Source organism: Mycobacterium sp. pR1184, assembly GCF_041287235.1.
In the GTDB taxonomy this organism is placed as follows: Bacteria; Actinomycetota; Actinomycetes; order Mycobacteriales; family Mycobacteriaceae; genus Mycobacterium.
Map to the genome: position 1 here is coordinate 108395 of NZ_JBGGKR010000004.1, position 23281 is coordinate 131675.

The 23281-nt window shown below is 64.9% G+C and carries 23 protein-coding genes; 13 read left to right on the forward strand and 10 right to left on the reverse strand.

Annotated features, from left to right (window positions below):
- Positions 1-24: 24 nt before the first annotated feature.
- From ACAG21_RS08780 to ACAG21_RS08790, 3 genes are all read left to right on the forward strand, one after another.
- Entirely contained in the window at positions 25-1536 is a 1512-nt protein-coding gene (locus ACAG21_RS08780) for an Hsp70 family protein (protein ID WP_370495609.1), read from the forward strand.
- A gap of 137 nt (positions 1537-1673) precedes the next feature.
- Positions 1674-2552, forward strand: a complete 879-nt coding sequence (gene ppk2, locus ACAG21_RS08785; protein WP_370495610.1) for a polyphosphate kinase 2 — start codon at positions 1674-1676, stop codon at positions 2550-2552.
- Between the two features lie 52 nt (positions 2553-2604).
- The gene (locus tag ACAG21_RS08790; protein ID WP_370495611.1) at positions 2605-3432 is read left to right on the forward strand and encodes an oxidoreductase; all 828 of its coding nucleotides are present in this window, start codon (positions 2605-2607) and stop codon (positions 3430-3432) included.
- Position 3433: 1 nt separating this feature from the next.
- Here the strand turns inward: ACAG21_RS08790 and ACAG21_RS08795 are convergent, their stop codons facing one another.
- The 3 genes from ACAG21_RS08795 to ACAG21_RS08805 are packed head-to-tail and all read right to left on the reverse strand — an operon-like array spanning position 3434 to position 7382.
- A complete protein-coding gene (locus ACAG21_RS08795) occupies positions 3434-4552 on the reverse strand; it encodes a flavin-containing monooxygenase (protein ID WP_370495612.1) in 1119 nt (372 codons plus the stop codon).
- A gap of 23 nt (positions 4553-4575) precedes the next feature.
- Positions 4576-6159, reverse strand: a complete 1584-nt coding sequence (locus tag ACAG21_RS08800; RefSeq protein ID WP_370495613.1) for an AMP-binding protein — start codon at positions 6157-6159, stop codon at positions 4576-4578.
- A 47-nt stretch (positions 6160-6206) separates the two neighbouring features.
- Complete coding sequence (locus ACAG21_RS08805) at positions 6207-7382, reverse strand: acyl-CoA dehydrogenase family protein (RefSeq protein WP_370495615.1); 1176 nt, start codon at positions 7380-7382, stop codon at positions 6207-6209.
- Between the two features lie 241 nt (positions 7383-7623).
- On the opposite strand from ACAG21_RS08805, the gene ACAG21_RS08810 reads away from it, so the two are divergent.
- From ACAG21_RS08810 to ACAG21_RS08825, 4 genes are all read left to right on the forward strand, one after another.
- Entirely contained in the window at positions 7624-8691 is a 1068-nt protein-coding gene (locus ACAG21_RS08810) for an AraC family transcriptional regulator (protein ID WP_370495616.1), read from the forward strand.
- A gap of 149 nt (positions 8692-8840) precedes the next feature.
- A complete protein-coding gene (locus ACAG21_RS08815; RefSeq protein ID WP_370495891.1) occupies positions 8841-10049 on the forward strand; it encodes an acetyl-CoA C-acetyltransferase in 1209 nt (402 codons plus the stop codon).
- Between the two features lie 7 nt (positions 10050-10056).
- Positions 10057-10851, forward strand: a complete 795-nt coding sequence (locus ACAG21_RS08820; RefSeq protein ID WP_370495617.1) for an enoyl-CoA hydratase/isomerase family protein — start codon at positions 10057-10059, stop codon at positions 10849-10851.
- A 107-nt stretch (positions 10852-10958) separates the two neighbouring features.
- Complete coding sequence (locus ACAG21_RS08825) at positions 10959-12251, forward strand: acyl-CoA dehydrogenase family protein (protein ID WP_370495618.1); 1293 nt, start codon at positions 10959-10961, stop codon at positions 12249-12251.
- 7 nt (positions 12252-12258) lie between these two features.
- Here the strand turns inward: ACAG21_RS08825 and ACAG21_RS08830 are convergent, their stop codons facing one another.
- On the reverse strand, positions 12259-12678 hold the full coding sequence (locus ACAG21_RS08830; RefSeq protein ID WP_370495620.1) for a nitroreductase family deazaflavin-dependent oxidoreductase: 420 nt from the start codon (positions 12676-12678) through the stop codon (positions 12259-12261).
- Positions 12679-12744: 66 nt separating this feature from the next.
- A complete protein-coding gene (locus ACAG21_RS08835; protein WP_370495892.1) occupies positions 12745-13401 on the reverse strand; it encodes an MspA family porin in 657 nt (218 codons plus the stop codon).
- A gap of 220 nt (positions 13402-13621) precedes the next feature.
- Here ACAG21_RS08835 and ACAG21_RS08840 point away from each other — a divergent pair, with 220 nt between their 5' ends.
- A complete protein-coding gene (locus tag ACAG21_RS08840) occupies positions 13622-13879 on the forward strand; it encodes a hypothetical protein (RefSeq protein ID WP_370495621.1) in 258 nt (85 codons plus the stop codon).
- A gap of 7 nt (positions 13880-13886) precedes the next feature.
- Here the strand turns inward: ACAG21_RS08840 and ACAG21_RS08845 are convergent, their stop codons facing one another.
- A complete protein-coding gene (locus ACAG21_RS08845; RefSeq protein WP_370495622.1) occupies positions 13887-14846 on the reverse strand; it encodes a phosphotransferase family protein in 960 nt (319 codons plus the stop codon).
- Complete coding sequence (locus ACAG21_RS08850; protein ID WP_370495624.1) at positions 14846-15646, reverse strand: SDR family NAD(P)-dependent oxidoreductase; 801 nt, start codon at positions 15644-15646, stop codon at positions 14846-14848. The genes ACAG21_RS08845 and ACAG21_RS08850 overlap by 1 nt, the downstream gene beginning before the upstream one ends.
- A 181-nt stretch (positions 15647-15827) precedes the next feature.
- Here ACAG21_RS08850 and ACAG21_RS08855 point away from each other — a divergent pair, with 181 nt between their 5' ends.
- Positions 15828-16463 carry a hypothetical protein gene (locus ACAG21_RS08855; protein ID WP_370495626.1) on the forward strand — a complete coding sequence of 212 codons (636 nt, stop codon included), beginning with the start codon at positions 15828-15830 and terminating at the stop codon, positions 16461-16463.
- 3 nt (positions 16464-16466) lie between these two features.
- Here ACAG21_RS08855 and ACAG21_RS08860 read toward each other — a convergent pair whose 3' ends face one another.
- A complete protein-coding gene (locus ACAG21_RS08860; RefSeq protein ID WP_370495893.1) occupies positions 16467-16886 on the reverse strand; it encodes a DoxX family protein in 420 nt (139 codons plus the stop codon).
- A gap of 53 nt (positions 16887-16939) precedes the next feature.
- Here ACAG21_RS08860 and ACAG21_RS08865 point away from each other — a divergent pair, with 53 nt between their 5' ends.
- Positions 16940-17278, forward strand: a complete 339-nt coding sequence (locus ACAG21_RS08865) for a multidrug efflux SMR transporter (RefSeq protein ID WP_370495627.1) — start codon at positions 16940-16942, stop codon at positions 17276-17278.
- Positions 17279-17463: 185 nt separating this feature from the next.
- Entirely contained in the window at positions 17464-18171 is a 708-nt protein-coding gene (locus ACAG21_RS08870) for a hypothetical protein (protein WP_370495895.1), read from the forward strand.
- On the opposite strand, the gene ACAG21_RS08875 is transcribed toward ACAG21_RS08870, so the two are convergent.
- Positions 18168-19001, reverse strand: a complete 834-nt coding sequence (locus ACAG21_RS08875) for an alpha/beta fold hydrolase (protein ID WP_370495628.1) — start codon at positions 18999-19001, stop codon at positions 18168-18170. The genes ACAG21_RS08870 and ACAG21_RS08875 overlap by 4 nt on opposite strands.
- A 200-nt stretch (positions 19002-19201) precedes the next feature.
- Between ACAG21_RS08875 and ACAG21_RS08880 the strand changes: the two genes are divergently transcribed.
- Both ACAG21_RS08880 and ACAG21_RS08885 read left to right on the forward strand, forming a co-directional pair.
- Positions 19202-20275, forward strand: a complete 1074-nt coding sequence (locus ACAG21_RS08880) for an NAD(P)-dependent alcohol dehydrogenase (protein WP_370495629.1) — start codon at positions 19202-19204, stop codon at positions 20273-20275.
- Between the two features lie 308 nt (positions 20276-20583).
- Positions 20584-23019: a glycogen/starch/alpha-glucan phosphorylase gene (locus ACAG21_RS08885; protein WP_370495896.1), complete on the forward strand. Its 2436-nt coding sequence runs from the start codon at positions 20584-20586 to the stop codon at positions 23017-23019.
- Positions 23020-23065: 46 nt separating this feature from the next.
- Here ACAG21_RS08885 and ACAG21_RS08890 read toward each other — a convergent pair whose 3' ends face one another.
- The gene (locus tag ACAG21_RS08890; RefSeq protein WP_370495630.1) at positions 23066-23272 is read right to left on the reverse strand and encodes a long chain fatty acid-CoA synthetase Faa4p; all 207 of its coding nucleotides are present in this window, start codon (positions 23270-23272) and stop codon (positions 23066-23068) included.
- Between the last annotated feature and the right edge of the window lie 9 nt (positions 23273-23281).

A 23281-nucleotide genomic window follows, 5' to 3' on the forward strand; every position in this document is an offset into this window, starting at 1 on the left:
TGTACCGCACTAAGATTGTGCGGAATGAGAGTCGGCATCGACTTCGGCACCACCCACACTGTCGTCGCGCTCGTCGACCGGGGCAACTACCCGGTCGTCTCGTTCGACGGCGTTGATGCCTGGCCGTCACTCATCGCCGCCAACGCGGCCGGGGAACTGCGCTTCGGGGTGGACGCCGCGGCCGTTCGCCACGATCCCGAGTGGTCGGTGCTGCGCTCGATCAAACGCCTGCTCAACGACGCCGGGCCGCAAACCGAGGTGACGCTGGCCGGCCATAGCTACCGGTTGACCGACTTGCTCACCGGATTTTTGGCTCAGCTCAAAAGCGATCTTCTGCAGCGCTCGAATGGCAGCCTGACGACAGGTGACACCATCGAGGCTGCCATCAGCGTGCCCGCCAATGCCGCCAGTGCCCAGCGCCTGTTGACGCTGGACGCCTTCGTGGCGGCGGGTTTTCACGTCGTCGCACTGCTGAACGAGCCGTCCGCGGCCAGCCTCGAATATGCCCACCGATATCGCTCCACCATCACCGCCAAACGCGAATACGTGCTCATCTACGACCTCGGCGGCGGTACCTTCGACGCGTCGCTGCTCAAGATGACCGGGCACTCCAACGAGGTCGTGATCAGCGAGGGCATCCAACGACTCGGCGGTGACGATTTCGACGAGGTGATTGTGCAACTCGTCACCGAGGGCGCGAAACTTCGCGACGTCGACTCCACCGCACTCGAGCTTCTCCGCGAGGAATGTGCGCTTCGCAAGGAGGCCGTCGGGCCGCAGACTAGGCGCTTCCTGGTCGACATGTCCGGGGTCGACCGGCCGCCGTTTTCGTGTGGCATCGACGACGTCTACGCGGCGTGTGCGCCGCTCGTCGAGCCCACGATCGCACTCCTCAACCGCATCCTGCGCGACGGCAGCGGGGATGTGGCGTGGTCCGAGGTCGCCGGCATCTACGTGGTGGGCGGGGCCGGCGGCTTTCCCCTGATCTCGCGGATGTTGCGCAGCACTTTCGGCGAGAAGCGGGTGAAACGCTCCCCTCATCCGTTTGCCGCCACGGCCATCGGTCTTGCCGTCTTCCTGGACAAAGAATCGGGTTTCGCGCTGTCGGAACGCTTTTCGCGACACTTCGGGGTGTTCCGCGAGGCCGAAGCCGGCGCCGGCGTCGTCTTCGATCCGATCGTGGGCAAAGACGTCTCGCTGCCCGCCGACGGCCAGACGCCGCTGATCGTCCGGCGGACATACCGGGCAGCGCACAACATCGGGCACTTCCGCTTCGTGGAATGCAGCCGCCTGGTCAATGGCCGCCCCGACGGGGACGTGACGCCTTACGACCCGGTTCTGTTTCCCTTCGATCCCGCGCTCTACGACCGCGACGACCTGGGGCGTCAGCCGGTCGGCCGGTGGACGAACGGGCCGGATGTCGAGGAGCGCTACGTCGTGGCGCCCAGCGGCGCGGTGGAGGTGACGCTCACGACGCACCCGGGCGGATTCATGCGAACCTATCGCCTGGAACGACGTGCCGCGTCGGTGTCATAACAGGGCGACGGGCCGGGACTATGCGTCCCCAGAAGACGATCGAATGAGTCAGCGCGCCATGGCATTTCGCGTGTGAGCGGTCGCCCCGCGCACGGTCGCTTACCGTCGCGCCGTCACTGGAGCTAGCGTCGGATGACATGGCAGAGATAGACCTCGAGGCCCTGTCCACTCCCGACCACGGCTACACCGTCAAGGACGACGATGACGATGACCCGATCTTGCTCGACCGGGAGGGGAATCACATCCAGACGTGGCGTGAACGATATCCCTACGACCACCGGATGCCACGCGGCGAATACGAGGATTTGAAACGGCGCCTGCAAATTGAGCTGCTCAAACTGCAGAACCACAGCAAGCGCACCGGATGCAGGCACCTCATCGTGTTCGAGGGACGCGACGCGGCCGGCAAAGGCGGCACCATTCAGCGGTTCATGGAGCATCTGAATCCGCGCGGGGCGCGAGTCGTCGCGCTCGAGAAGCCGACGGAGCGTGAACAGACACAGTGGTATTTCCAGCGCTACATCAGCCACTTGCCGTCCGGTGGCGAGATGGTGCTGTTCGACCGGTCGTGGTACAACCGGGCGGGAGTCGAGAAGGTGATGGGCTTCTGTTCACCCGAGCAATACGCCGAATTCATGCAACAGGCACCGCTTTTCGAGGGGATGCTGGTCGCCAATGGCATCAACCTGACCAAACTGTGGTTTTCCGTCTCCCCGGCCGAACAACGGACCCGCTTCGCCATCCGGTTGGTCGATCCCGTCCGGAACTGGAAGTTTTCGCCAATGGATATGGAGTCGATCGATCGCTGGAACCAGTACACCGAGGCCAAGGAAGCAATGTTCGAGGCGACCGATACCGATGTTGCGCCGTGGATCGTGGTGCGCAGCAATGACAAGAAGCGGGCCCGGATCAACGCCATGCGCTACGTGCTCGCCAAATCCGAGTACGACGACAAGGACGACGCGGTAGTGGGCGAACCGGATCCGTTGATTGTGGGCCGGGCACTGACCGACTGAGCTAGAAACGATGCCGGAGCTGATTGCGCCACGACACCGAAGAGGACCGCCCATGCCCACCTGGCTCATCACCGGCTGCTCAACCGGACTCGGCAGAGCCCTCGCCGAAGCCGTCATCGACACCGGCCACAATGCCGTCGTCACCGCACGCGACGTCGCGAAGGTCGCCGACCTGGCCGACATCGCGCCGGATCGGGTGCTGCCCGTTGCGCTGGACGTCACCAAACCCGACCAGATCACTTCGGCCGTCGAGCAGGCCGAAGGGCGGTTCGGCGGCGTCGACGTGCTGGTCAACAACGCCGGGTACGGTTACCGCGCCGCAATCGAAGAAGGCGAGGACACCGAAGTCCGCGCCCTGTTCGAGACACACTTCTTCGGTGCCGTCGCGATGATCAAGGCCGTCCTGCCCGGCATGCGGGCGCGCCGCAGCGGCGCGATCGTGAACATCTCCTCGATCGGCGCCCAGGTGATGCCGGTGGGATCGGGCTACTACTCGGCCGCCAAGGCGGCACTCGAGGGGATGAGTGGTGCGCTTCGCGGCGAGCTGGCCCCGCTCGGAATTTCTGTGACGGTGGTCGAACCGGGAGCGTTTCGAACCGACTTCGCCGGACGCTCGCTCGTCCAGTCGGCCACGGTCATCGACGACTACGCCGGAACGGCCGGACAGCGTCGCAAGGAGAATGACACGATGCACGGCAACCAGGCCGGCGACCCCGCCAAAGCCGGCGCCGCGATCGTCACCGCCGTCGAATCCACTGAACCGCCGGCATTCCTGCTGCTGGGCCCCGACGCGCTGGCCCTGTATCGCTACACCGCGGACGCTCGCGCAAGCGAGATCGCGAAATGGGAGCAGCTGAGCAGCGGCACCAACTTCGACTGAGTCAGCGCTGGGCAGCGATGCGTTTGGCAAGTGCCCGCGACTGTCTGGCCACGTAGCCAATCAACGCGGGACGGCTCACGATCCCGTGGAAGTACAGTCCATCGGCGGCGGGCGCCGGCGCCAAATGAACGGGTGCACCATCGGAACCAAGCACACCCAGGTGCCCGACCAATGGCTCCAGCCCGATCCGGTAACCCGTCGCCGCGATTACCGCATCGGGGTTGATTCTTCGACCGTCGCCAAGCACGACGTCGCCGCCCTCGAACGCGCACAGCGCGGGCACGACCTCGACCGATCCCGCGCGGATAGCGTCGACGACCTCCGGATCGATGATGGTCGGCGCGACATCCAGCCGATGCGCCCTGGTGAACGGCCCTTCGGCGGGCACCGGCAGGCCGAACTCGGCGAGGTCCCCGAACGCCTTGCGGCGCGCGACGGTGGCGATCCGGTCGGACAGTCGCGCGGGCAGATGGTAGAGCGGGATCGACAGCACGTCATTGGGAAGACCGGCAGGGCCGTTGCGGGGCAAGATGTTTGGCGGTGTGCGCACCGAGAGCCAGACTTTGGCAGTCGTGCCCGCGCTCAGATCGTGGGCGATCTCCATGCCCGACGATCCCGACCCGACTACCAGCACCCGTTTTCCGGCGTACGGCGCCGGATTGCGGTAGACGGACGAATGCGACAGCGCACCGGTGAAGCTGCCCCGCCAGTCCGGTATGACCGGTGTGTGTTGATAACCGGTGGCGATCACGACGTGTCGAGCCTCGATTTCGCCCTCGGATGTGCTCACCATCCACCCCGACGCATCTCGGTCGATCCGGTTGACCTCGGTGTTGACCCGTAGCTCGACACCCTCTTCGCGGGCGTGATGTTGGAAGTGCTCGACCACTTGGTCGCGGCTCGGATAGACCGGAGTGCCTTTGGGATAGCGTCGTGCGGGCAGATGCGAGAACTGCCGACCGGTGTTGAGTTTGAGCTTGTCATAGCGGCCGCGCCACGCCGCGGCCACTTCGCCCGCGCGCTCGATCACCAGCGACCTGATGCCGAGGTCGCAAAGGCTCAGTGCCGCAGAAAGTCCCGCCGGCCCCGAACCGATGATCACGACGCCGCGGTCATCCATCTCCGGTGTCCTTCGGCATGCCCTCATGCTTGGCGCGCTCGCAGATCCCTGCGCAGAATCTTGCCGGTCGGCGACTTCGGAATCTTCTCGATGAACTCAACCTGACGAATCTTCTTGTAGGGAGCCACTTTCGCTGCGACGAAGTCGATGACCTCACCTTTCGAGAGTGCGGCGCCAAGCTGCCTTACCACGAAGGCCTTTGGGATCTCCTCACCCGTAATATTGTGAACGACACCGACAACCGCGACGTCGGCGATCCCCGGGTGGGTCAACAGCAGCGCCTCGAGCTCGGCTGGTGCAACCTGATATCCCTTGTATTTAATCAGCTCCTTGAGTCGGTCCACGATGTACACACATCCCGCAGCATCCACCCGCGCCAGATCACCGGTATGCAGAAACCCGTCGGCGTCGATGGTCTGCGCGGTCGCGGCGGCGTTTCCGAGATAACCCGCCATCACGTTGGGTCCCCGGAAGCACAGCTCACCCGGCTCACTCAAACCGGAAGAGGGAAGGGGTATTTCGGCCCCCGTCTCGATGTCAAGAAGCTTGCTCTCCGCGTTCGGCACCGTCCACCCACACGAACTGACGGGCGCCTCGGCGCCTGCCGGATGCCGGCCTTGCAGCGGAATGACGTGGCTGGCCGGGCTCAGTTCGGTCATCCCGTACGCCTGCACGATGCGGCAACCGAGTCGCTGGGCCACCGCGTTGGCCAGTTCCTCGTCCAGCGGCGCGGCCGCCGAGGTCAGGGTGTGTAGGGAAGACAGGTCAAAGGAGTCGACCACTGGGTCTTTGGCCAATGCGACGGCCACCGGCGGTGCGATGTAAGCCTGGGTGACGCGATACCTCTCGATGGCGGCTAGGAACGCGCCCAGATCGAAGGACGGCATGACGATCAGCCGCGCCCGGTCCCGAAGCGCGGCGCACAGGAGCCCGGTCAGCCCGTAGCTGTGAAAGAAAGGAACCACCGCCATCAGTGTCTCATCGGGATCCACGCCTGACATTGGGTGCAATTGGGCTACGTTGGCGACGAGATTGCGATGGGTGAGCATCACTGCCTTGGGTTTTCCGGTCGTTCCGGAACTAAAGGGAAGCACCGCCACATGTGTTTCGGGATCGAACTCGATCTCTGGACCCTCACTGCCCGTTGAGCTTACGAGATCGTCAATGTCAAGCGGCAACACATCACCACTGGACAAGCCTGCCGCGTTAGCCGCCTGCTCGGCCTGCTCCCGCAATCGCGGGGCCGCGATCAACAGTCGCGCACCTGAATCCGTTACCTGACGGGCGATCTCGTCTGCGGTGAACAAGACATTGATGGGCGTCACCGTCGCGCCGGCCCGCAGGATCGCATGCAACGCGGTCGCGAACGCCGCACTGTTCGGCGCGAGCAGCGCCACCACGTCGCCCACGCCGATGCCGCGCCCCGCCAGCGCGGCGGCGAAGGACTGGATCCGGGTGACCAGCGCGCGATAGCTCACTTCGGTTCCGGTTGCGGTCTCGACCAGGGCTACGCGATCGGCGTCGGCCTCGGCGAGGTCGCCGAACACGTACTCGTACACACCGGTGACCGGAATGACGACGTCGGGAAACGGGCTGACGAAATTCATGACTCCTCCGTACTGAGTGTCCAGTCGCGCGATCGGCAGCTCTGTCTTCACACCAGCGGGGCGATGCGTTCGGGCACGCCCAGCAATGACTTTCCGTAGATCTCGTAGCCGACAAAGGCACTCAATGCGGCATGGCGCGCTCCGACGTTGGCATCGCGCCAATATTGCTGCATTGCACTGGAATCGGCGAAGCTGCCCGCACCGTGGACGTTGATCAGCGCCTGGATCGCCTCGAGTACTTGACGGGCGGCGTAGCCACACTGCGCTCGCGCTTGAGCGCGAAGCGGGTATCCCGCCTCGCCGTTCACGATCTCGCCCTCGTCCAACGCGTCGGCGACCTCGAAGGCGTGCAGCCTGGCGGTCCGTAAGTTGAGTTGCGCCTCAGCGAGCTGTATCTGCACTCCCACCGAATCACTCTGGTGGACAAAGAATGTGTTGGACAGCGGCTTCGACGGAGCCGTTTGAAGCACCAGGTCCGCGGCAGCTTGCCCAAGGCCGAGTAACGGCCCCACCAGAAGCAGAGCCGCCATCGGCGCCAATGGCAGTCGATACCCGGATTCATTTCCCGGCCCGCTGATCAATGCGTCCAATGCGATTGCGCGGTGTTCCGGAACGAAAACCTGTTCAGCCAAAAATGTTTGGCTCGCGGTGCCGCGCATACCGGCCGTGTGCCAGGTGTCGCGCAACCGCACTTCGGACGCCGGTACGAAGCACAGAAAGCTCTCCGTTACGCCGTCGTCCTGGCCGGGTACCGCGACGCCCAGCGATGCCCAGTCGGCATGCGGGGCGCCCGATGCGTACGGCCAGCTTCCGCTGATCGAGAATCCGCCGTCCACCCGCCGCGCGTTGCCGAGGGGCAGCCCACCGGCGATCCGGGAGTCGGGCGCGCTGAATATTTCGGATTGCAACTGCTGCGAGCCATGCCGCGCCACCACCGATGCGGTGGCAGCGATGCTTACCAGCCAGGCCGCCGATGCGTTTGCCCGACCGAGTGTTTCGACGATCTCGAGGACCGTCCGTTGCGGGGCGTGCACACCCCCGAATCGACGCGGCTTGAGCAAGCGGAAGAAGCCGGCGTCAGTCAGTGCAGCGATCACCTCGTCCGGCAGCTTGCGCATCGCCTCGCTTGCCAACGTGCTTTCGCGAAGTAGCGGCTGTAATCGCACCGCATCGGCCAACAGGTCCTGGTGTGTTGTGGGAGACTGCGCTGACGATGTTGTCATGTCACTCCGATCACGTGTGCGAAATCCGTTGTCGGATAACGCCTTCACAGCGAGACTAGAGCCGCTGAAGCCGCGATACCTCTTCTCAGTACAGTTCGCGCAACGTTTGAGACACTTTGCTGCGCGTGCCTGGGTTCGGCCTCTTACCGAGGCCGGTATTCCCCGAACTCCGGAAGTCGTCCGAGCCGCAATCAATGTGACGTCCGCCACATTAAGCGATCCGTACCGGCCGTCGCCGCGAATGCCCGAGGAGTCCGTTCAAGCGGACGCCGAAGAAGCGGGGTTCGAAATGGGCGAGAAAAGCCAACCGTCTACGGTTGCGGAACTCAAGACAACCGACGCCTTTAAGCAAGTCGTGAAATTGTTTCCGTGCCTGCAAATGCTCGGTCCCGTTGACCGTCGCAAGCCGCTTTCGCTGAGCCAGCGAGTCGGTGCGGTCGGGCCGATCACGGTCTTTGACCTGGCTCTCAACGTCGATGCCCGCATCTGCTGCGCGCACGACAGGCCGTTTTACCAAGTCAATATTCTCGCCTCCGGACAAATGGAGTTATTTCAGCGCGGCTCCTCGATTACCTATGCGCCCGGTCTTGCCACGATTTGTCTTCCCGAGGGCGAACTGATCGTTCCCCGTTGGCAAGCGGGCTGCCGAATGATGGCATTGCGGGTGAGCCGCAATACGCTCGAGGACACGCTCAGCGAGGCGCTCGGACGCCCATTGACCGGACAGATTGAATTCGAACCCGCCATGGTCACCACCAACGGGCCCGCACGCAGCTGGATGCACATGTTCACCGTGTTCGCCCAGGAGCTCTTTCGAACCGACAGCGCCCTGACACAACCCCTGGTCGCAACGCCTTTCGTGGACAGCCTGCTGCATGCACTGCTGCTCGCCGCGGACCACCCACACCGGGGTGCGCTCGCAGAACGAACCAAACTTGTTGCACCACATACTATCCGGCCTGCGATCGACATCATCGAATCAGAGCCGCATCTCCCGCTGACGATTGCTTTTCTGGCCGCCGAATGCCACGTCAGCTCGCGCGCACTGCAGCAGAGTTTCACTCGCCACCTGGGCATGTCGCCGATGACCTACCTGCGGCAGGTGCGGCTGCGGCGGGCGCATCAGGAGCTGCTCGAGTCCGATCCCTCGGTCGAGACCGTGGCCTCGATCGCCAAGCGCTGGGGATACTCGAACCCCGGGCGGTTCGCCGCGGCGCACGCGAGCCGGTACGGCGAAACGCCGGCGGCCACGCTGCGCCGGGCCGGACGGTCCGCCACTGCGCCGCAGGCAGACACCGCCACGGCGTAGCCAGGGCGCCGATCGCCGCACCGCGCCGAGAATGGATTCGCTGTTTTGGAGAGGGCTATTCTCCATGGCCGAGAGACGGATTACGATCGGTAAGGAGTCGCCGCATCGAACCTCTCACCCAACGATCGGAGCCCAACATCGACGCCTGGATTCTCGACGCGGTGCGCACCCCGCGCGGGCGTGGCCGGCCCGACGGCGGACTGCACAACGTACATCCGCAAACGCTGTTCGCCACCTGCCTGACCGCCCTGGCCAACCGCACCGGTTTCGATCCCGCGAACGTCGATGACGTGATCGCCGGCAACGGCATCCTGTCCGGTGACCACGGTGACGACATCGCACGCCTTTCGGTCCTGTTGGCCGGCTGGCCGCAGACCGTGCCCGGGATGACGCTGAATCGATTCTGTGGATCCGGTCAGCAAGCCGTCACCGTCGCGGCGTCCTCGATCGCCGCGGGCACCGAGGATTTGGTGATCGCGGGCGGAGTCGAATCGATGTCGCGCTGGAACGTCACGGCCGGCGTGCCGACGATCGACGGCGACAACGCGGACCTTCGCGCGCTGTATCCGACCGTACCGCAAGGTATTTCGGCTGACCTCATCGCGACCCTCGAAGGGTTTACCCGCGATGTCGTCGACACCTACGCCGCACTTAGCCAGCATCGCGCTGCCGCCGCCATCGACGAGGGCAGATTCGATCGCTCGCTGGTCGAAGTCGCCACGCCCGACGGTCCGTTCGCCCGCGACGAGCACCCGCGCCCCGGCACCTCCCCGGAGTCGCTGGCACGGCTGCGGCCGGCGTTCGCCGCGATGGGCGCCACCGGTGTCGACGGTGAGCACCGCACGTTCGACGAGATCTGCTTGCAGCGCTACCCCGGCATCGACCACGTCGACCACGTTCACCACGCCGGCAACTCCTCCGGGGTGGTCGAGGGCGCGGGTGCGGTGTTGCTCGCGTCGCCGAACTGGGCGCGCTCCAACGGTGTAGAGCCGCGAGGGCAGATCCGGGCAACCGCCGCGATCGGCAGCGAACCGATCATCATGCTCACCGCACCCGGGCCTGCCGCGCAGCGCTGCTTGCAGCGCGCCGGCATGACCGTGGCCGACATCGACCTCTGGGAGATCAACGAAGCGTTCGCCGCGGTCCCCCTCAAGACGATCCTCGACCTCGACCTCGATCCGGACCGGGTCAATGTCAACGGAGGCGCGATCGCGCTGGGTCACCCGATCGGTGCGACCGGCGCGATGCTGATCGGGACGGTGCTCGACGAGCTCGAACGTCGCGACCTGACAACGGGGCTGGTGACCATGTGTACCGGTGGCGGCATGGGCACCGCGACGATCGTCGAGCGGGTGTGACCCGGATATGACCGAGCCGGGCACGCTCGATCTCGACCGGCCGCGCGACGGCGTCGCCGTCCTGCGATTGAACCGACCCGAGCGGCTCAACGCGATCAACGAGGCCATGCAAACCGAGTTGGTGCAGACCCTAAGCGATTTGGCCAGCGACAGCGCGGCACGCGCCATCGTTCTCACCGGCGCCGGTCGAGGTTTTTGCGCCGGGATCGACCTGCGCGACTTCGGCCCCAGCATGCTCGAGGCCACCGCACCCGCACTGGACCGGATGCGTTTTCAGGAGAGGATGGCCGCGCTGGCCGAGGGGGTGCGGGCGCTGCCCGCCCCGGTGATCGCCGCGATCAATGGCCCGTGTGTCGGCGCGGGATTCGCCTTGTGTCTGGCTTGCGACATCCGGATCTGTTCGGCGACAGCATCGTTCGGCAACGCCGCGATCCTGCTCGGCTTGTCGGGCGCCGAGATGGGCATGAGCTACCACCTGCCCCGCATCGTCGGAACCAGCGTCGCCGCGGATTGGATGCTCACCGGACGCACCGTGTCGGCGATAGAAGCCGATCGGCGCGGGCTGGTCAGCGAGCTTGTCGAGCCGGATCGGCTGACCGACCGCGGAGTTGAGTTGGCGTCGCTGATCGCCGACCTGTCGCCCCTAGGCGTGCAGCTGACCAAGCGTGCGCTGCAAGTCAACACCGATGCCGCGAGCTTGTCCGCGGCGCTGGAACTGGAGAACCGCAATCAGGTGATCACGCACGCCAGCGACGAAGCGGGCGCCCGCCGGCAAAAGTGGTCTTCGGGACAGACCCGGTGAGCGGTCCGCTGCGCGGGGTCGACGAGCGTGCCATCGCCGGACTCGTCGACGCCGGCGCCGTGAAACACAGCGTCGCGCAACGCACTGACGAACGAAAGGGATAACAGATGTCGTGGGATTTCTCGACTGATCCGCGGTGGGCACAGCAACTCGAATGGGTCGAGGACTTCGTGCGCACCGAGTGCGAGCCCATCGACCTGATCGTCAAGGAGTCGCACGATCTGGGCGATCCGGTGCGCCAGGCGCTGATCCCGCCGCTGCAGGAGATCGTGAAGCAACGCGGGCTGTGGGCCACGCACCTCGGTCCACATCTGGGCGGCCCGGGCTTCGGCCAGGTGAAACTGGCCCTGCTCAACGAGATTCTGGGCCGCTCGGAGTGCGCACCGATCGTATTCGGTTCGCAGGCACCTGATTCCGGCAACAGCGAGATCCTCGCGCACTACGGCACGCCTGAGCTCAAATCGCGCTATCTCGAGCCGCTGCTGGACAACCGGATCGTGTCCTGCTTCTCGATGACCGAACCGCAGGGCGGCGCGGACCCGAAGGTGTTCACCACGTCCGCGGTACCCGACGGTGAGCATTGGATCATCAACGGGGAGAAGTGGTTCTCGTCGTTTGCCTCGATGGCGTCGTTCATCATCGTGATGGCGATGACCGACCCCGATGCACCACCGTACCAACGGTATTCGATGTTCGTCGTCCCCGGCGAGACCCCCGGGATCAATGTGATGCGCGATGTCGGACTGGGCTACCAGCCCTTGGGTGGCGGGCGCGAAGGCTACGTCCGCTACGAGAATGTCCGGGTGCCGGCCGATCATATGCTGGGCCCACGGGGTGGCGCGTTCGTCGTCGCTCAGACCCGTCTCGGCGGCGGACGCATCCATCACGCGATGCGCACGGTCGGCCTGGTCCGCCGGATCTTCGACATGCTCTGTGAGCGGGCCGTGTCGCGCTACACCCAGGGCGAGGTGCTCTCCAACAAGCAATTGGTGCAGGAGATGATCGCCGACTCGTGGATGGAAATCGAGGCGTTTCGGCTGCTGACACTTCAAACCGCCTGGAAAATCGACCAATTCAACGACTACAAGGCGGTGCGTGCCGACATCTCCGCGGTCAAGGCGATGATGCAGAAGGTGCTACACGACGTGTCGGCGCGGGCGCTGCAACTACACGGATCGCTGGGCACCACTCATGAGATGCCGTTCGTGCAATATCTGGTGGAGTCGTTCGTGCTGGGCCTCGCCGATGGCCCGACCGAGGTGCACAAGGTGACGCTGGCACGCATGCTGCTCAAAGACCGCGAGCCCGCACCCGATCTGTTCCCCTCCGAACACCTGCTGCGGCTGCGCGCGGCCGCCGAGGCCAAGTTCGCCGACAAGCTGGCGGGTATCCCCCGCTAAACCACCGTCACTGCGCTTGCTGCGGGATCAGCGCGAGAACGGGAATCGTCCGAGTGGTTTTGTGTTCGTAGTCGGCGAAGCCCGGATACCGCGAGGCTTGAAGGGCGTACATCTGGTCGCGTTCGTCACCGTGCAGTTCGACGGCCCGAACCTCGATGACGTCGTCCCCCACTTCAATCCGCGCGTCGGGGTGAGCCACCAGATTGTGGTACCACGCCGGATTGCGGTCGGCGCCCGCCGCGGACGCGAACACCAGATAACGCTGACCGTCGGCCAGATACATCATCGGACTCACTCGTTCCTCGCCGCTGCGAGCTCCCTTGCTGTGCAACAGCAGTACCGGTGCGCCCTCGAACTGTCCCCCGAGCCGGCCGTGGTTGGCGCGGAACTCTTCGATATTGCGACGGTCGAAATCGTCGTCGGCCACGATGCCTCCCACCCGTTGAGTTCTTCGATTCTATCGGCGCTCGCGGCCGGCCCGACGAGAACCCGATCAGACGGCTTTGGTGACGCCGACGTAGGACACCACCACGTCGGACTGGTCAGTCACCCGGGTCAGCGTCGCGTAGGAGCGAATGAACGACTGGCCCACGCAGCCGTCGATCCTGACGTGGAAGTTGGCGATCATGATCCACGGGTGCGGGCCCTTGAATTGCTTCTTCGCCACCGGCACCACAATCACGAAGCCGGGCTTGAGCCCCACATTGATCGAGCCACCCACCGGGACGGTGAGGAACGGCAGAAGAGGCGGCAACGCGCCGGTGGCATCAAACGTCGGGCTGAAACCGGGGGCGATGCCCATGTTGCCGCCGAGGTCGACGCCGTTGGACGTGCTCATGTCGATGCCACAGCCGATCTCGTAACCCGCCTCGAGAATGCCTTGCGGCTGTCCCGGTCCGCTCAGGTCTCCGACAAATGTTCCGGCGGCGATGTACTCGCGCGACGAGAGCGCGGTCGTCAACGGCGCTACCGGAGTCTGAGCCTCGTCCTTCGCACCAAGGCCCAATCGCCAGCCATCCGGGGTATTGACGATTTCGGGGGGATTCGAGGGCACCAGCGCGTCATTTGGTGGCGTAGCGGCACCTGCGGGCTGAACGTCGGGATCGGCGGCCGTTGGCGGCGCCATGGTCAGCGCCATTACAAGGCACATCGTGACGACCGCAGCGTTGCGGACGAACCCGGCTAATGTCCCCACGGCGAAACCGTAAATACCGCGCCGTGCGCGCAGCGGCATTTGCTGATCGCCCTGGCAAAGTCGTTGCGCGTTCGTGACTGATACGCGATGTGGGCGCGGCAGGCTGGCGTTGGCCCAGCTGGCCGGCCGCTAGAATTGCGGGTGTGGCACACGGCAACGACCCGAGAGGGCGGCGATGAAAGCTCGTTCGTACGCTCGCGGACTGGTTGCCGGTGTGGTCAGCGTCCTGGCCTTGTGGGGCGGCATCGGGCTGGCGCGCGCGGACGATACCGATCCTGACCCCGAGCCGCCGATGCTCCCAGAGATCAGCCAATTCAACACGGTCGACGCTCCATCGTTCTTTACGAACCCCGCCAATCGAGGCATCCCACGGGAGAAAAACTGGGACGGCGTCGGAAACTATTGCCAGAACGTCTTTATCAAGTGCCGCTAACCGAGGCCTACTCCACCATCGACCGCGCCCGCTCCAGCAGTCGCGGCAACACCGGCGCCATGGCTTCCCATTCGGCCCGCGGCGTCTTGCGTCGACGGTTGTGTTTGACGATCAGCGACCAGGTCGCCGCCGACTTGAAACAGGCCAGTGCGCGAAACCAGGCCAAGTCGGCAACTTCGTGTCCCAGCTCCTGCTGATAGATCTCGGCGAGTTCGTCGATCGGCGGCGCCACGCCGTCGGCAATCGAAACACGTTGGTAAGTCTCGGGATCGCAGTTGATCAGAAACCAGCCCGCATCGATGCGCGGATCTCCTATCGACCAGATCTCCCAATCGATCACCGCGTTGATACTCGCCCCGGCCGCCACCAGGTTGCCTAGCCGAAAGTCACCGTGTACCACGCTAGAAGCGATGGCGTTTGGGGCGCAACGCAATAACGCGTCACGAGCACCCTGCCACCCCGGAATTAGTGACGCATCGACGGTCTGCAACGTCTGACACCAGCGCACGACTTCGGAGACCGCATCGATGACCGGTTCGGAATCCAGCCCGAGGTCACTCGGCGACAAACTGTGCAGCGCGGCCATCGCCCGGCACGCGTTGCGGTAGCGTTCGGCCAGCTCCGGTACGGGCGGGCAACCGTCGAACAACGGCTCGACGCAGTCACCGCTAACGTGCGACATCACGAACAGCGGCGGGGTCATGGGCGGATCTCCCGAATCCTCCCAGAGCACCTCGGGCACCGGAACCCGGGTCACGGCAAGCGCTTTGAGAATGCGCGCCTGCCGCAGCACATCGCGGTGCGCGACCGGCTCAACCCCCGGTGGTGCGAGCTTGATCACCACGGGCTCACCGGATCGCGTTCCTCGAAAGGTGAAGCTGGACGCACCCCCTGCCAGCGTGGTGACGTCGGTGACGTCGGCAGCCGCGAGTCGGCGGCGCAGCTCGTCGAGATCGACCTCGACCATCAGCCGGCGGGCTGAAACCAGCCGGCCTCCGCGAGGAAGGTCTGGGTATGCGCGATGCGGCCGGTCAGGGTCTTCGGATCTCCGGTGCACAGCCGAAACGCCGTCTCGGTGATCAGCTCGATGTCCTCGGTGTCCGTCTTGGCCAGGTCGAGGGTGCCCGCACCCGGGGTGGCTACGGGATTGGACGGAGCAGCCGCGTTGACGGCGATTCCGTCGTCATACAGTTCTGCGGCAAGGCTTTTGGTGAGCCGATTGAGTGCGGCCTTGACCGTCCCGTAAACGCCGAAGCCCGCGGTTCGGTCGAATTCAGAGAAGGGCGGGCCGGGCGGCAGGTCGCCGGCGACTGAGGTCAGGTTCAGAATCCAGCCCCGCCCTCGCTCGCGCATCGCGGGAATTGCCAACTGGCTCAACTGCAGTGGCCCGAGCACATGCATCTCCATCATCAGCCGGGCGCGGCGCTCGGGAAACCCGTCGAGGGGCCGCAGGAAGGTGACCGCGGCATTGTTCACCAGAATGTCCGGAGCGCCGACGGCGTCGACGACTGCACCGAACAACCGCTCGCGTTCGTCGGCCTGGGACAGGTCTGCCTGCACGGCGATGGCCCGGCCCCCCGCGGCGACGATCTCGTCGGCGGTTTCGCGCAGCGACCCGTGGTATTTGGGGTCAGGGTCCATCGTCCGCGCGGTCAGCGCGACCGTGGCACCGTGCGCGGCGAATCGCGCGGCGATCGCCTTGCCCAAGCCTCGGCTGCTTCCGGTGACCAGGGCCACCAATCCGTTGCATCGTTGGTTCGCGGTCATCGTCGGCGCTCCTCGGGACGGTCCGGTAAACGGAAACGGCTTCTCCAAACTAGAGAATGTCATTATCACCGATTTTTCACGTGGACAAGCACCGCACCCGGGGCCATCGTGGCCGAAATCGTGGGGCTCGCGTCGCTTTAGCCACTCCCGAGAGGGCAGCCGCGGGCCTAACGTGCTGTTCATGCAGGTGATAGCCACTCTCCCCGACACCTCCGTCGCGCAAGCCGCCATTCGATTGGCACAGTCGACCGAGTCGCCGTCAGTGTTCAACCACAGCGTCCGCAGCTACCTGTTCGGTGAGCTGGTCGCCGCGCACGAGGGCATGCGCCCGGGTGCGGACTACGACGCCGACGCCCTCTTTCTCGGATGCGTCATGCACGATCTGGGAGCCGGCTCCGCGGCGCCGGGCAAAGAGAGGTTCGAGGTCGAAGGCGCCGACCTCGCGGCAGCGCTACTGACCGAACAGGGCTGCGAGCGCCCACTCGTGGACGGCGTCTGGGAGGCGATTGCCTTGCACACGTCGATGGGCATCGCGGACCGGCGCGGAGCGCTGTGCCATCTGGTGCGCAGCGGTGTGGGTGTGGATTTCGGCCGCAACGCCGAATTCATCGATGAGGAAACCGCGGCCGGGATCCACGCCCGCTACCCGCGATTGTCCATGGCGCGCACGTTGATGGATGCGATCGTCGCGCAGGCACAACGCAGCCCCGAGGCCGCGCCGCCCTACACCTTTCCCAGCCAGGTGCTGCGCGAACGCCGCAGCGACGGCATCACCCTGCTCGAACTTGCGGCCACCCATGGTCGCTGGGGCGACTGATCCTCAGCGTCGGCGCCGGGCGTCGATCGAATAACGGCCGCCGCCGACGAAGACCAGCAGCAGAAAGCCGAAGCAGAACAGAATCGCCGGTGTTCCGGCGTTGCCGCCCGGTGGATCGCCGATCGGCCACAGCGCGTGCGGCTGATGCATCCAGAAGTAGGCGACCGCCATTGTGCCCGAGGCGACGAATGCCGCAGCGCGAGTGAACAATCCGGCACCGACCAGAAGCCCCGTGACGAATTCGATCAGCCCGGCGTACCAACCGGGCCACGAGCCGAACTCAACGGGACCCGGCGCGGCCACGGGCCAGCCGAACAAGATCATTGACCCGTACCCGGCGAACAACAAGCCATAGACCAACCGGAACAGGCTCACCACCACCGGTGCGTAGCTGTCGAGGCGGCGATCGAGATTCGTCGTCATCACCCGGTCAACGTTACGGCCGTCGTCGAGAAGCGTGGTGTAGACACATCCGTATGCAAGGAGGCGCTTTCACATACCTGCTCCTGTTCGGAGCGATCATCGCGGAAGTGGTGTCGACCAGCCTGCTCAAGAGCACCGAAGGTTTCACCCGGCTGTGGCCTACCGTGGTGTGCTTGGTCGGCTACGGCGCCTCTTTCGCGCTGCTGGCGTGGTCGATCCAGCGGGGCATGCAGACCGACGTCGCCTACGCGTTGTGGTCGGCGATCGGCACTGCGGCCATCGTGCTGATCGCGGTGCTGTTCTTGGGCTCCTCGATTTCGGTGACGAAGGTCGTCGGCGTCGGGCTGATCATCGTCGGAGTAGTCACGTTGAACCTGTCCGGGGCCCACTGACAACCACTTCCGTCCACGCGGGCAGGTGCTTGCGAAATTGCTTGCCGGTTTTGCGCTTTCACCGTTGTTCAACGAATGGATCGTCAGGACGGCGTAACCGTTCTCGGTGCCCAATCCGGCGCGCCGGGCAGCCTGATCAGGGCTCCAAGGATTCGTAGAGGCTCCGGCGAGAACCTGCTCTCGTGATCAGGATTGCAAGCGTGGCCCGCGCCGTCGCCGTTGCGGTGCTGATCGGTGCGGCCACACTCGGTTCGACGGTGGGCATGGCCCAGGCCACGCCCGGCAATCCACCCAGTGGTGTCGGCACGCTTTACGGCGACCCCGTCGCGGCGGCCCCATTCTGGCGTTACCAGCAATACGACGACGACTGCGTCGAGATGGCGGTCGCCGACGTGGTCGGGGAACTGACCCGCACACAGCCGTCCGAGCAGGAGATCGTCAGGCTGGCGCAATCGACGCCCAGCAGCGTGCACCCCGGGCCGATCTACAACAAGCCGAAGAGACGCAAGAGCGGCGAGGGCACCTCGTTCGACGATGAGCCGGCCTTGCTAGCGCACTACGGAATCCGTGCCGTGAGCACCGACAAGTCGAGCGCCGCATCGACCCACGTTCCGACGGGAATCGTGGCCCTCGAGCAGGATTTGGCCAAGGGCCGCAAGGTTATTGCCGGGGTCAACGCCGAAGTCATCTGGGGCGACCCCGTCGAGGACAAAGACTCGCACGGGCAACCGCTGGCCAACCACGCCGTGGTGGTCACCGGTGTCGACACCGCGGCCGGCATCGTGCACCTCAACGACAGCGGCAGCGAGCAGGGCGCCGACGAGCGGGTGCCGATCGACGTCTTCATCCGCTCGTGGGATGGCAGCGATGAACAGATGACGGTCACCAGCTAGGCCCGTGCGATGACCGGCGTGCTCAGCAAGCGAGTCAGGGCGTCGGTCACCTCAACGGGGCGCTCCTCCATGACGTAATGGTCAGCGCCCCGCAGGCGAATCAATTCGGCGTTCGGGATCCGCTCGACCAGTTCGCATGCGGTGCGCAACGGGACATACGGATCGCGGTCGCCCCAAACGACGAAGACCGGACAGTCAATGGTTCCGAGGCCGTCGGCGAGCCATGGGACCGCGCGCACCCGATAGTGCGCGAAGAATTCCCAAAACGTGCGCCTGCCTTGCGCAGTGTTCATCCAGCCCAGGTATTCGGCTTCCAGCGCGGTGTCGAAGCAGCCGAGTTCGCGATAGCGGGCCAGCGCCCGATGGTGGATCGCGGCTAGCGGCAGCTGTCGCGCACCCGCGGATAGCAAAGGGTGGACGGCGATCCAGTGTTGAGCCTGCGAGAAGCGGTAGAACCACGGACGGAAGATGCGATGCGCGCGGGTGTTCAACAGACCCAGTCGCAGCACCCGTTCGGGGTGGCGAATGGCGTAGCCGAGTCCGATGAAGCCGCCGTAGTCATGGGCGCACAGGTTGAAGCGCTGCCACCCCAACTGCTGCACGAACCGCTCGATCCGCTCCACTTCGTTGTCATAGCTGGGTGCGGTCGCCGGCGGATCGGACCGACCGAAGCCCGGCCAGTCCGGCGCCACAACTTGATGGCTGCTGGCCAGCGCCGCAATCTGGTGGCGCCAGCAGGACGAGCTCTGCGGGTAGCCGTGCAGCAGCAGCACCGGCTCTCCGCTACCGGTGGCCACTCCGAACACCTTGTGTCCGTCGACATTCCACATGGCCACAACGTATTCGAATCCGGCGCTGCCCGACCCCGCACATCGAGACGGATGGCGCTCCATTACGGACAGTGCAAAATTGCCGTTGCCAGCGCGATTGTTTGCTGGCATTGTCAGATTCAAAGCGGCTGTATCACAACATGTCTCAAGGCCGTCCGGGCCGGGCGGGCGTCTGAGGCGCGCCGAAAAGGGGGAACGTCATGAAGATGCGGGCGGCGCGGATGCACGCATATAACGAGCCGCTGCGGCTCGACGAGATCTCCGTGCCCGACTTCGGCCCGGACGAGGTCCTGGTCAAGGTGGCGGCCGCCGGCATGTGCCGCAGCGACTACCAGTTGGTCGACGGCTATTTCCGCGAAGGCTTCCCGCTCACGTTTCCCATTACGCCGGGTCACGAGGTGGCGGGACACGTGCATGTGGTGGGCGCCGAGGTCCCCGCAGCGGCAGGGCTGGCCGAGGGGACGCCGGTCGTGGTCAACCCGAACTGGGGCGACGGGCGATGCCGGCAATGCCACGAAGGCAACGAGCAACTCTGCGCGAACGGGCAGCTGGCCGGGTTCGGACCGCCCGGCGGCTTCGCCGAGTACATGCCGGTGCAAGCCCGCCATGTCATCGCCGTCCCGGAGCAGGCGGACCACACGCCGCAGACGCTGGCCCCGCTGACCGATGCCGGGCTGACGCCGTACCGCGGCATGAAGAAGCTCCTCGCGGCCGGAAAGCTCGGCGCGGGACGCACCGTCGTCGTCAACGGCATCGGTGGCCTCGGAGGCTACGGGGTGCAGTACGCCCGACTGCTCGGCGGCGGGGCGACGGTGGTGGCATTCGCCCGCAACGATGACAAGCTCACCGTCGCAAAGGAAAACGGCGCCCATCACACCGTCAACACGCGGAACAAAACCGCCGAGGAGGTGCAGAACGAACTGGAAGACCTCACCGGCCGCCGGGAAGTCGATGCGGTGTTGGACTGCGCCGGCGCCAAAGAGTCTTTGGAGCTTGGGTTTTCGATCTTGGGCAAGGAAGGCGCGCTCACCTGCGTCGGTTTGATCGGACAGAGCGGTGCGCAGGTACCGATTTTTCCGTTCGTAAGCGGGGAGAAGTCATACTCCGGCTCGTTCTGGGGCAACCACAACGACTTGACCGAGGTTCTTGCGCTCGCCAGCCAGGGACTGATCAAACACCACATCAACCCGGTCGAGTTGGACGACATCAACGAACGGCTGGACGCGCTGGGGCGCGGCGACGTGGTCGGACGCGCGGTCGTCGTCTTCGACTGACCTAGGCGACGTCTTGTGGGTCGCGGCCTACAGCGCTCAATCCTGCCCGCTGTACGTCTCCCCCGACAACGCCGTCTCGTCGCCAGTGCGTGAGGTTGCGTTCACGTGACAGTCGTCAATTTCGCGCCTGGTGTGCAAACACCGCTGCCAGACTGACGAACTGCGCGAAGCTGGGCAGATCGGTGCGATACTGCCACCACCTCTAGGGAGTAGGAATCACTATGACCGATCTCGACCAGACCCCCTCCGACGGATTGTCTGCCGCCCCTTCCCGGCCCGCCGACCTGGCCGAGCACTCTCGCACCGGGATGGGCGCGCCCGCACTGCAGCGCGCGATCACCGATCACCTGCGCTACTCGATCGGCCGCCCGGCCGCGGCCCTGCGACCGGAGCACTATTACCGGGCGCTGGCGCTGGCCGTGCGCGACCGCATTCAGGACCGCCGGGTGGCGTCGACGCAGACCTCGCTCGACCTCGGACGCAAGGTGACCTGCTACCTGTCGGCGGAATTCCTGATGGGCCCACAGCTGGGCAACAACCTGCTGAATCTTGGCTTGGAGGGCGCGGCGAAGTCCGCGCTGGCCGCGATGGGTCAGCGGCTCGACGAGGTGCTGGCCTGCGAGGAAGAACCGGGGTTGGGCAACGGCGGGCTGGGCCGCCTGGCGGCCTGCTACCTGGACTCGCTGGCCACCCTGGAACGTCCGGCAATCGGCTACGGAATCCGGTACGAATTCGGCATTTTCGACCAGGAGATCCACGACGGCTGGCAGGTGGAGCAGACCGACAACTGGCTGGATCGCGGAAACCCCTGGGAGATCGCCAAACCCGACGTTAACTATCTGGTCAAGTGGGGCGGTTACGTCGAGCACTACACCGACGAGGGCGGGCGCGAGCGTGCCCGGTGGGTGCCCGGGCTGTTGCTCAAGGGCGTCGCGTACGACACCCCGATCCAGGGCTACGGTGTCAACACCTGCAACGTGCTGACGTTGTGGAGCGCGCGGGCTGTCAAATCTTTTGCGCTGGACGCCTTCAACACCGGCGACTACTACAAGGCGGTCGAAGACGAGGTGACCTCGGAAACGGTCACCAAGGTCCTCTACCCCAACGACGAGCCGGAGGCCGGCAAGCGCCTTCGTCTGCTACAGCAGCACTTCTTCGTGTCGTGCTCGCTGCAGCACGTGCTGCACATCATGGACGATCTCGCCGATGCGGGTGTGCGTGAGCTGCCCCAGCGATTCGCCTTGCAACTCAACGACACTCACCCATCCATCGGGGTCGCCGAGCTGATGCGGCTGCTGGTCGACGAGCGGCACCTGGAGTGGGAGGAGGCGTGGGACATCACCGTCGCGACCTTTGCCTACACCAACCACACCCTGCTGCCGGAAGCGCTCGAGACCTGGCCGCTGCAGATGTTCGGCGACTCGCTGCCGCGCCACCTGGAGATCATTTACGAGATCAACCGGCGGTTCCTCAACGAGGTGCGCACCCGGTTTCTTGGCGACGCGGACCGCGTTCGCCGGATGTCGCTGATCGGCGAGGATGGCGGTAAGAACGTCCGGATGGCACACCTGGCAACCGTCGGCAGCCACGCCATCAACGGTGTCGCCGCTCTGCACTCGGAGCTGCTGAAAGACAGTGTGCTCAAAGACTTCTACGAGATGTGGCCAGAACGGTTCAGCAACAAGACGAATGGCGTGACACCGCGGCGATTCCTCGCGCTGTCCAACCCCGGGCTGCGCGAGCTGCTGGACCGCACCATCGGGGACGGCTGGCTGAAGGACCTGGACAAGCTGCGCGGGCTGGAGCCGTTCGTCGACGACTCCTCCTTCCGGGAGCAGTGGCGCGACATCAAACGCACCAACAAAGCGCGGCTGGCCAACTTCATCCACGAGACGACCGGTGTCCAACTGAACCCTCAGTGGATCTTCGACATCCAGGTCAAGCGGATTCACGAGTACAAGCGCCAGCACCTCAACGTCTTGCACATCATCGCGCTGTACTACCGGCTCAAGCAAAACCCGGAGCTCTCGATTCCGCCGCGCGCCTTCATCTTTGGCGGTAAGGCAGCGCCCGGCTACTTCTTGGCCAAGCGGATCATCAAGTTGATCAATGCCGTGGGGGAAACGATCAACAACGACCCGGTGGTCAACAAATTCCTGAAGGTCGCGTTCATCCCGAACTTCAACGTGCAGAACGCGCACCTGATCTACCCGGCCGCCAATGTGTCCGAACAGATTTCCACCGCGGGCAAGGAAGCTTCAGGAACCGGCAACATGAAGTTCATGATCAACGGCGCCCTGACGGTCGGCACGCTCGACGGCGCCAACGTCGAGATTCGCGAAGAGGCCGGAGCGGAGAACTTCTTCCTGTTCGGCCTGACCGTCGAAGAGGTCGAGGCGCTCAAGGCGAGCGGTTACCGCCCGTCGGATTACATCGACAGCAATGATGAGCTGGCCGCGGTGCTGAATCTGATTGCCGACGGCACGTTCTCGCACGGCGACACCGAGGTGTTCAAGCCGCTGGTCGACAACCTGCGTTACGACGACCCCTTCCTGGTGTGCGCCGACTACGCCTCTTATGTGGAGTGCCAGAGCCGGGTCAGTGCCGCGTGGCTGGATGGGGAGTCGTGGACCAAGATGTCGATCCTGAATACCGCACGCAGCGGCAAGTTCTCGTCGGATCGCGCCATCGCCGAGTACTGCGACGACATCTGGAAGGTTTGGCCGCTGACGGTGAAGATCTAGGTCGCCAGGGTGATCGACCGCTGGCGTCGCAATGCAGATTGCGGCGCTAGCGGGTCTCTTTCGAGACGTAGACGATGATGTAACCGACCGGGATGCCGGTACGGGCGGCGATGCATTCGCGCGCCACCGAGTCGACCATGGCACGGCGGCTGGCACGCGCGACGGCGGCGATCTCGGGGACCCGGACGATCCATCCGTCGCTATCGCGGGTGATCTCGATGTCGAAGCACTGACCGACCTTTGGGAGGGTCACACGCGCAGC

Excerpts from the sequence above, each read along its gene's own strand:
- ACAG21_RS08780 (WP_370495609.1), top strand. The coding sequence starts at position 25 with ATGAGAGTCGGCATCGACTTCGGCACCACCCACACTGTCGTCGCGCTC.
- ppk2 (WP_370495610.1), top strand. The coding sequence starts at position 1,674 with ATGGCAGAGATAGACCTCGAGGCCCTGTCCACTCCCGACCACGGCTAC.
- ACAG21_RS08790 (WP_370495611.1), top strand. The coding sequence starts at position 2,605 with ATGCCCACCTGGCTCATCACCGGCTGCTCAACCGGACTCGGCAGAGCC.
- ACAG21_RS08795 (WP_370495612.1), bottom strand. The coding sequence starts at position 4,552 with ATGGATGACCGCGGCGTCGTGATCATCGGTTCGGGGCCGGCGGGACTT.
- ACAG21_RS08800 (WP_370495613.1), bottom strand. The coding sequence starts at position 6,159 with ATGAATTTCGTCAGCCCGTTTCCCGACGTCGTCATTCCGGTCACCGGT.
- ACAG21_RS08805 (WP_370495615.1), bottom strand. The coding sequence starts at position 7,382 with ATGACAACATCGTCAGCGCAGTCTCCCACAACACACCAGGACCTGTTG.
- ACAG21_RS08810 (WP_370495616.1), top strand. The coding sequence starts at position 7,624 with ATGCCCGAGGAGTCCGTTCAAGCGGACGCCGAAGAAGCGGGGTTCGAA.
- ACAG21_RS08820 (WP_370495617.1), top strand. The coding sequence starts at position 10,057 with ATGACCGAGCCGGGCACGCTCGATCTCGACCGGCCGCGCGACGGCGTC.
- ACAG21_RS08825 (WP_370495618.1), top strand. The coding sequence starts at position 10,959 with ATGTCGTGGGATTTCTCGACTGATCCGCGGTGGGCACAGCAACTCGAA.
- ACAG21_RS08835 (WP_370495892.1), bottom strand. The coding sequence starts at position 13,401 with ATGTGCCTTGTAATGGCGCTGACCATGGCGCCGCCAACGGCCGCCGAT.
- ACAG21_RS08840 (WP_370495621.1), top strand. The coding sequence starts at position 13,622 with ATGAAAGCTCGTTCGTACGCTCGCGGACTGGTTGCCGGTGTGGTCAGC.
- ACAG21_RS08845 (WP_370495622.1), bottom strand. The coding sequence starts at position 14,846 with ATGGTCGAGGTCGATCTCGACGAGCTGCGCCGCCGACTCGCGGCTGCC.
- ACAG21_RS08850 (WP_370495624.1), bottom strand. The coding sequence starts at position 15,646 with ATGACCGCGAACCAACGATGCAACGGATTGGTGGCCCTGGTCACCGGA.
- ACAG21_RS08855 (WP_370495626.1), top strand. The coding sequence starts at position 15,828 with ATGCAGGTGATAGCCACTCTCCCCGACACCTCCGTCGCGCAAGCCGCC.
- ACAG21_RS08860 (WP_370495893.1), bottom strand. The coding sequence starts at position 16,886 with ATGACGACGAATCTCGATCGCCGCCTCGACAGCTACGCACCGGTGGTG.
- ACAG21_RS08865 (WP_370495627.1), top strand. The coding sequence starts at position 16,940 with ATGCAAGGAGGCGCTTTCACATACCTGCTCCTGTTCGGAGCGATCATC.
- ACAG21_RS08875 (WP_370495628.1), bottom strand. The coding sequence starts at position 19,001 with ATGTGGAATGTCGACGGACACAAGGTGTTCGGAGTGGCCACCGGTAGC.
- ACAG21_RS08880 (WP_370495629.1), top strand. The coding sequence starts at position 19,202 with ATGAAGATGCGGGCGGCGCGGATGCACGCATATAACGAGCCGCTGCGG.
- ACAG21_RS08885 (WP_370495896.1), top strand. The coding sequence starts at position 20,584 with ATGGGCGCGCCCGCACTGCAGCGCGCGATCACCGATCACCTGCGCTAC.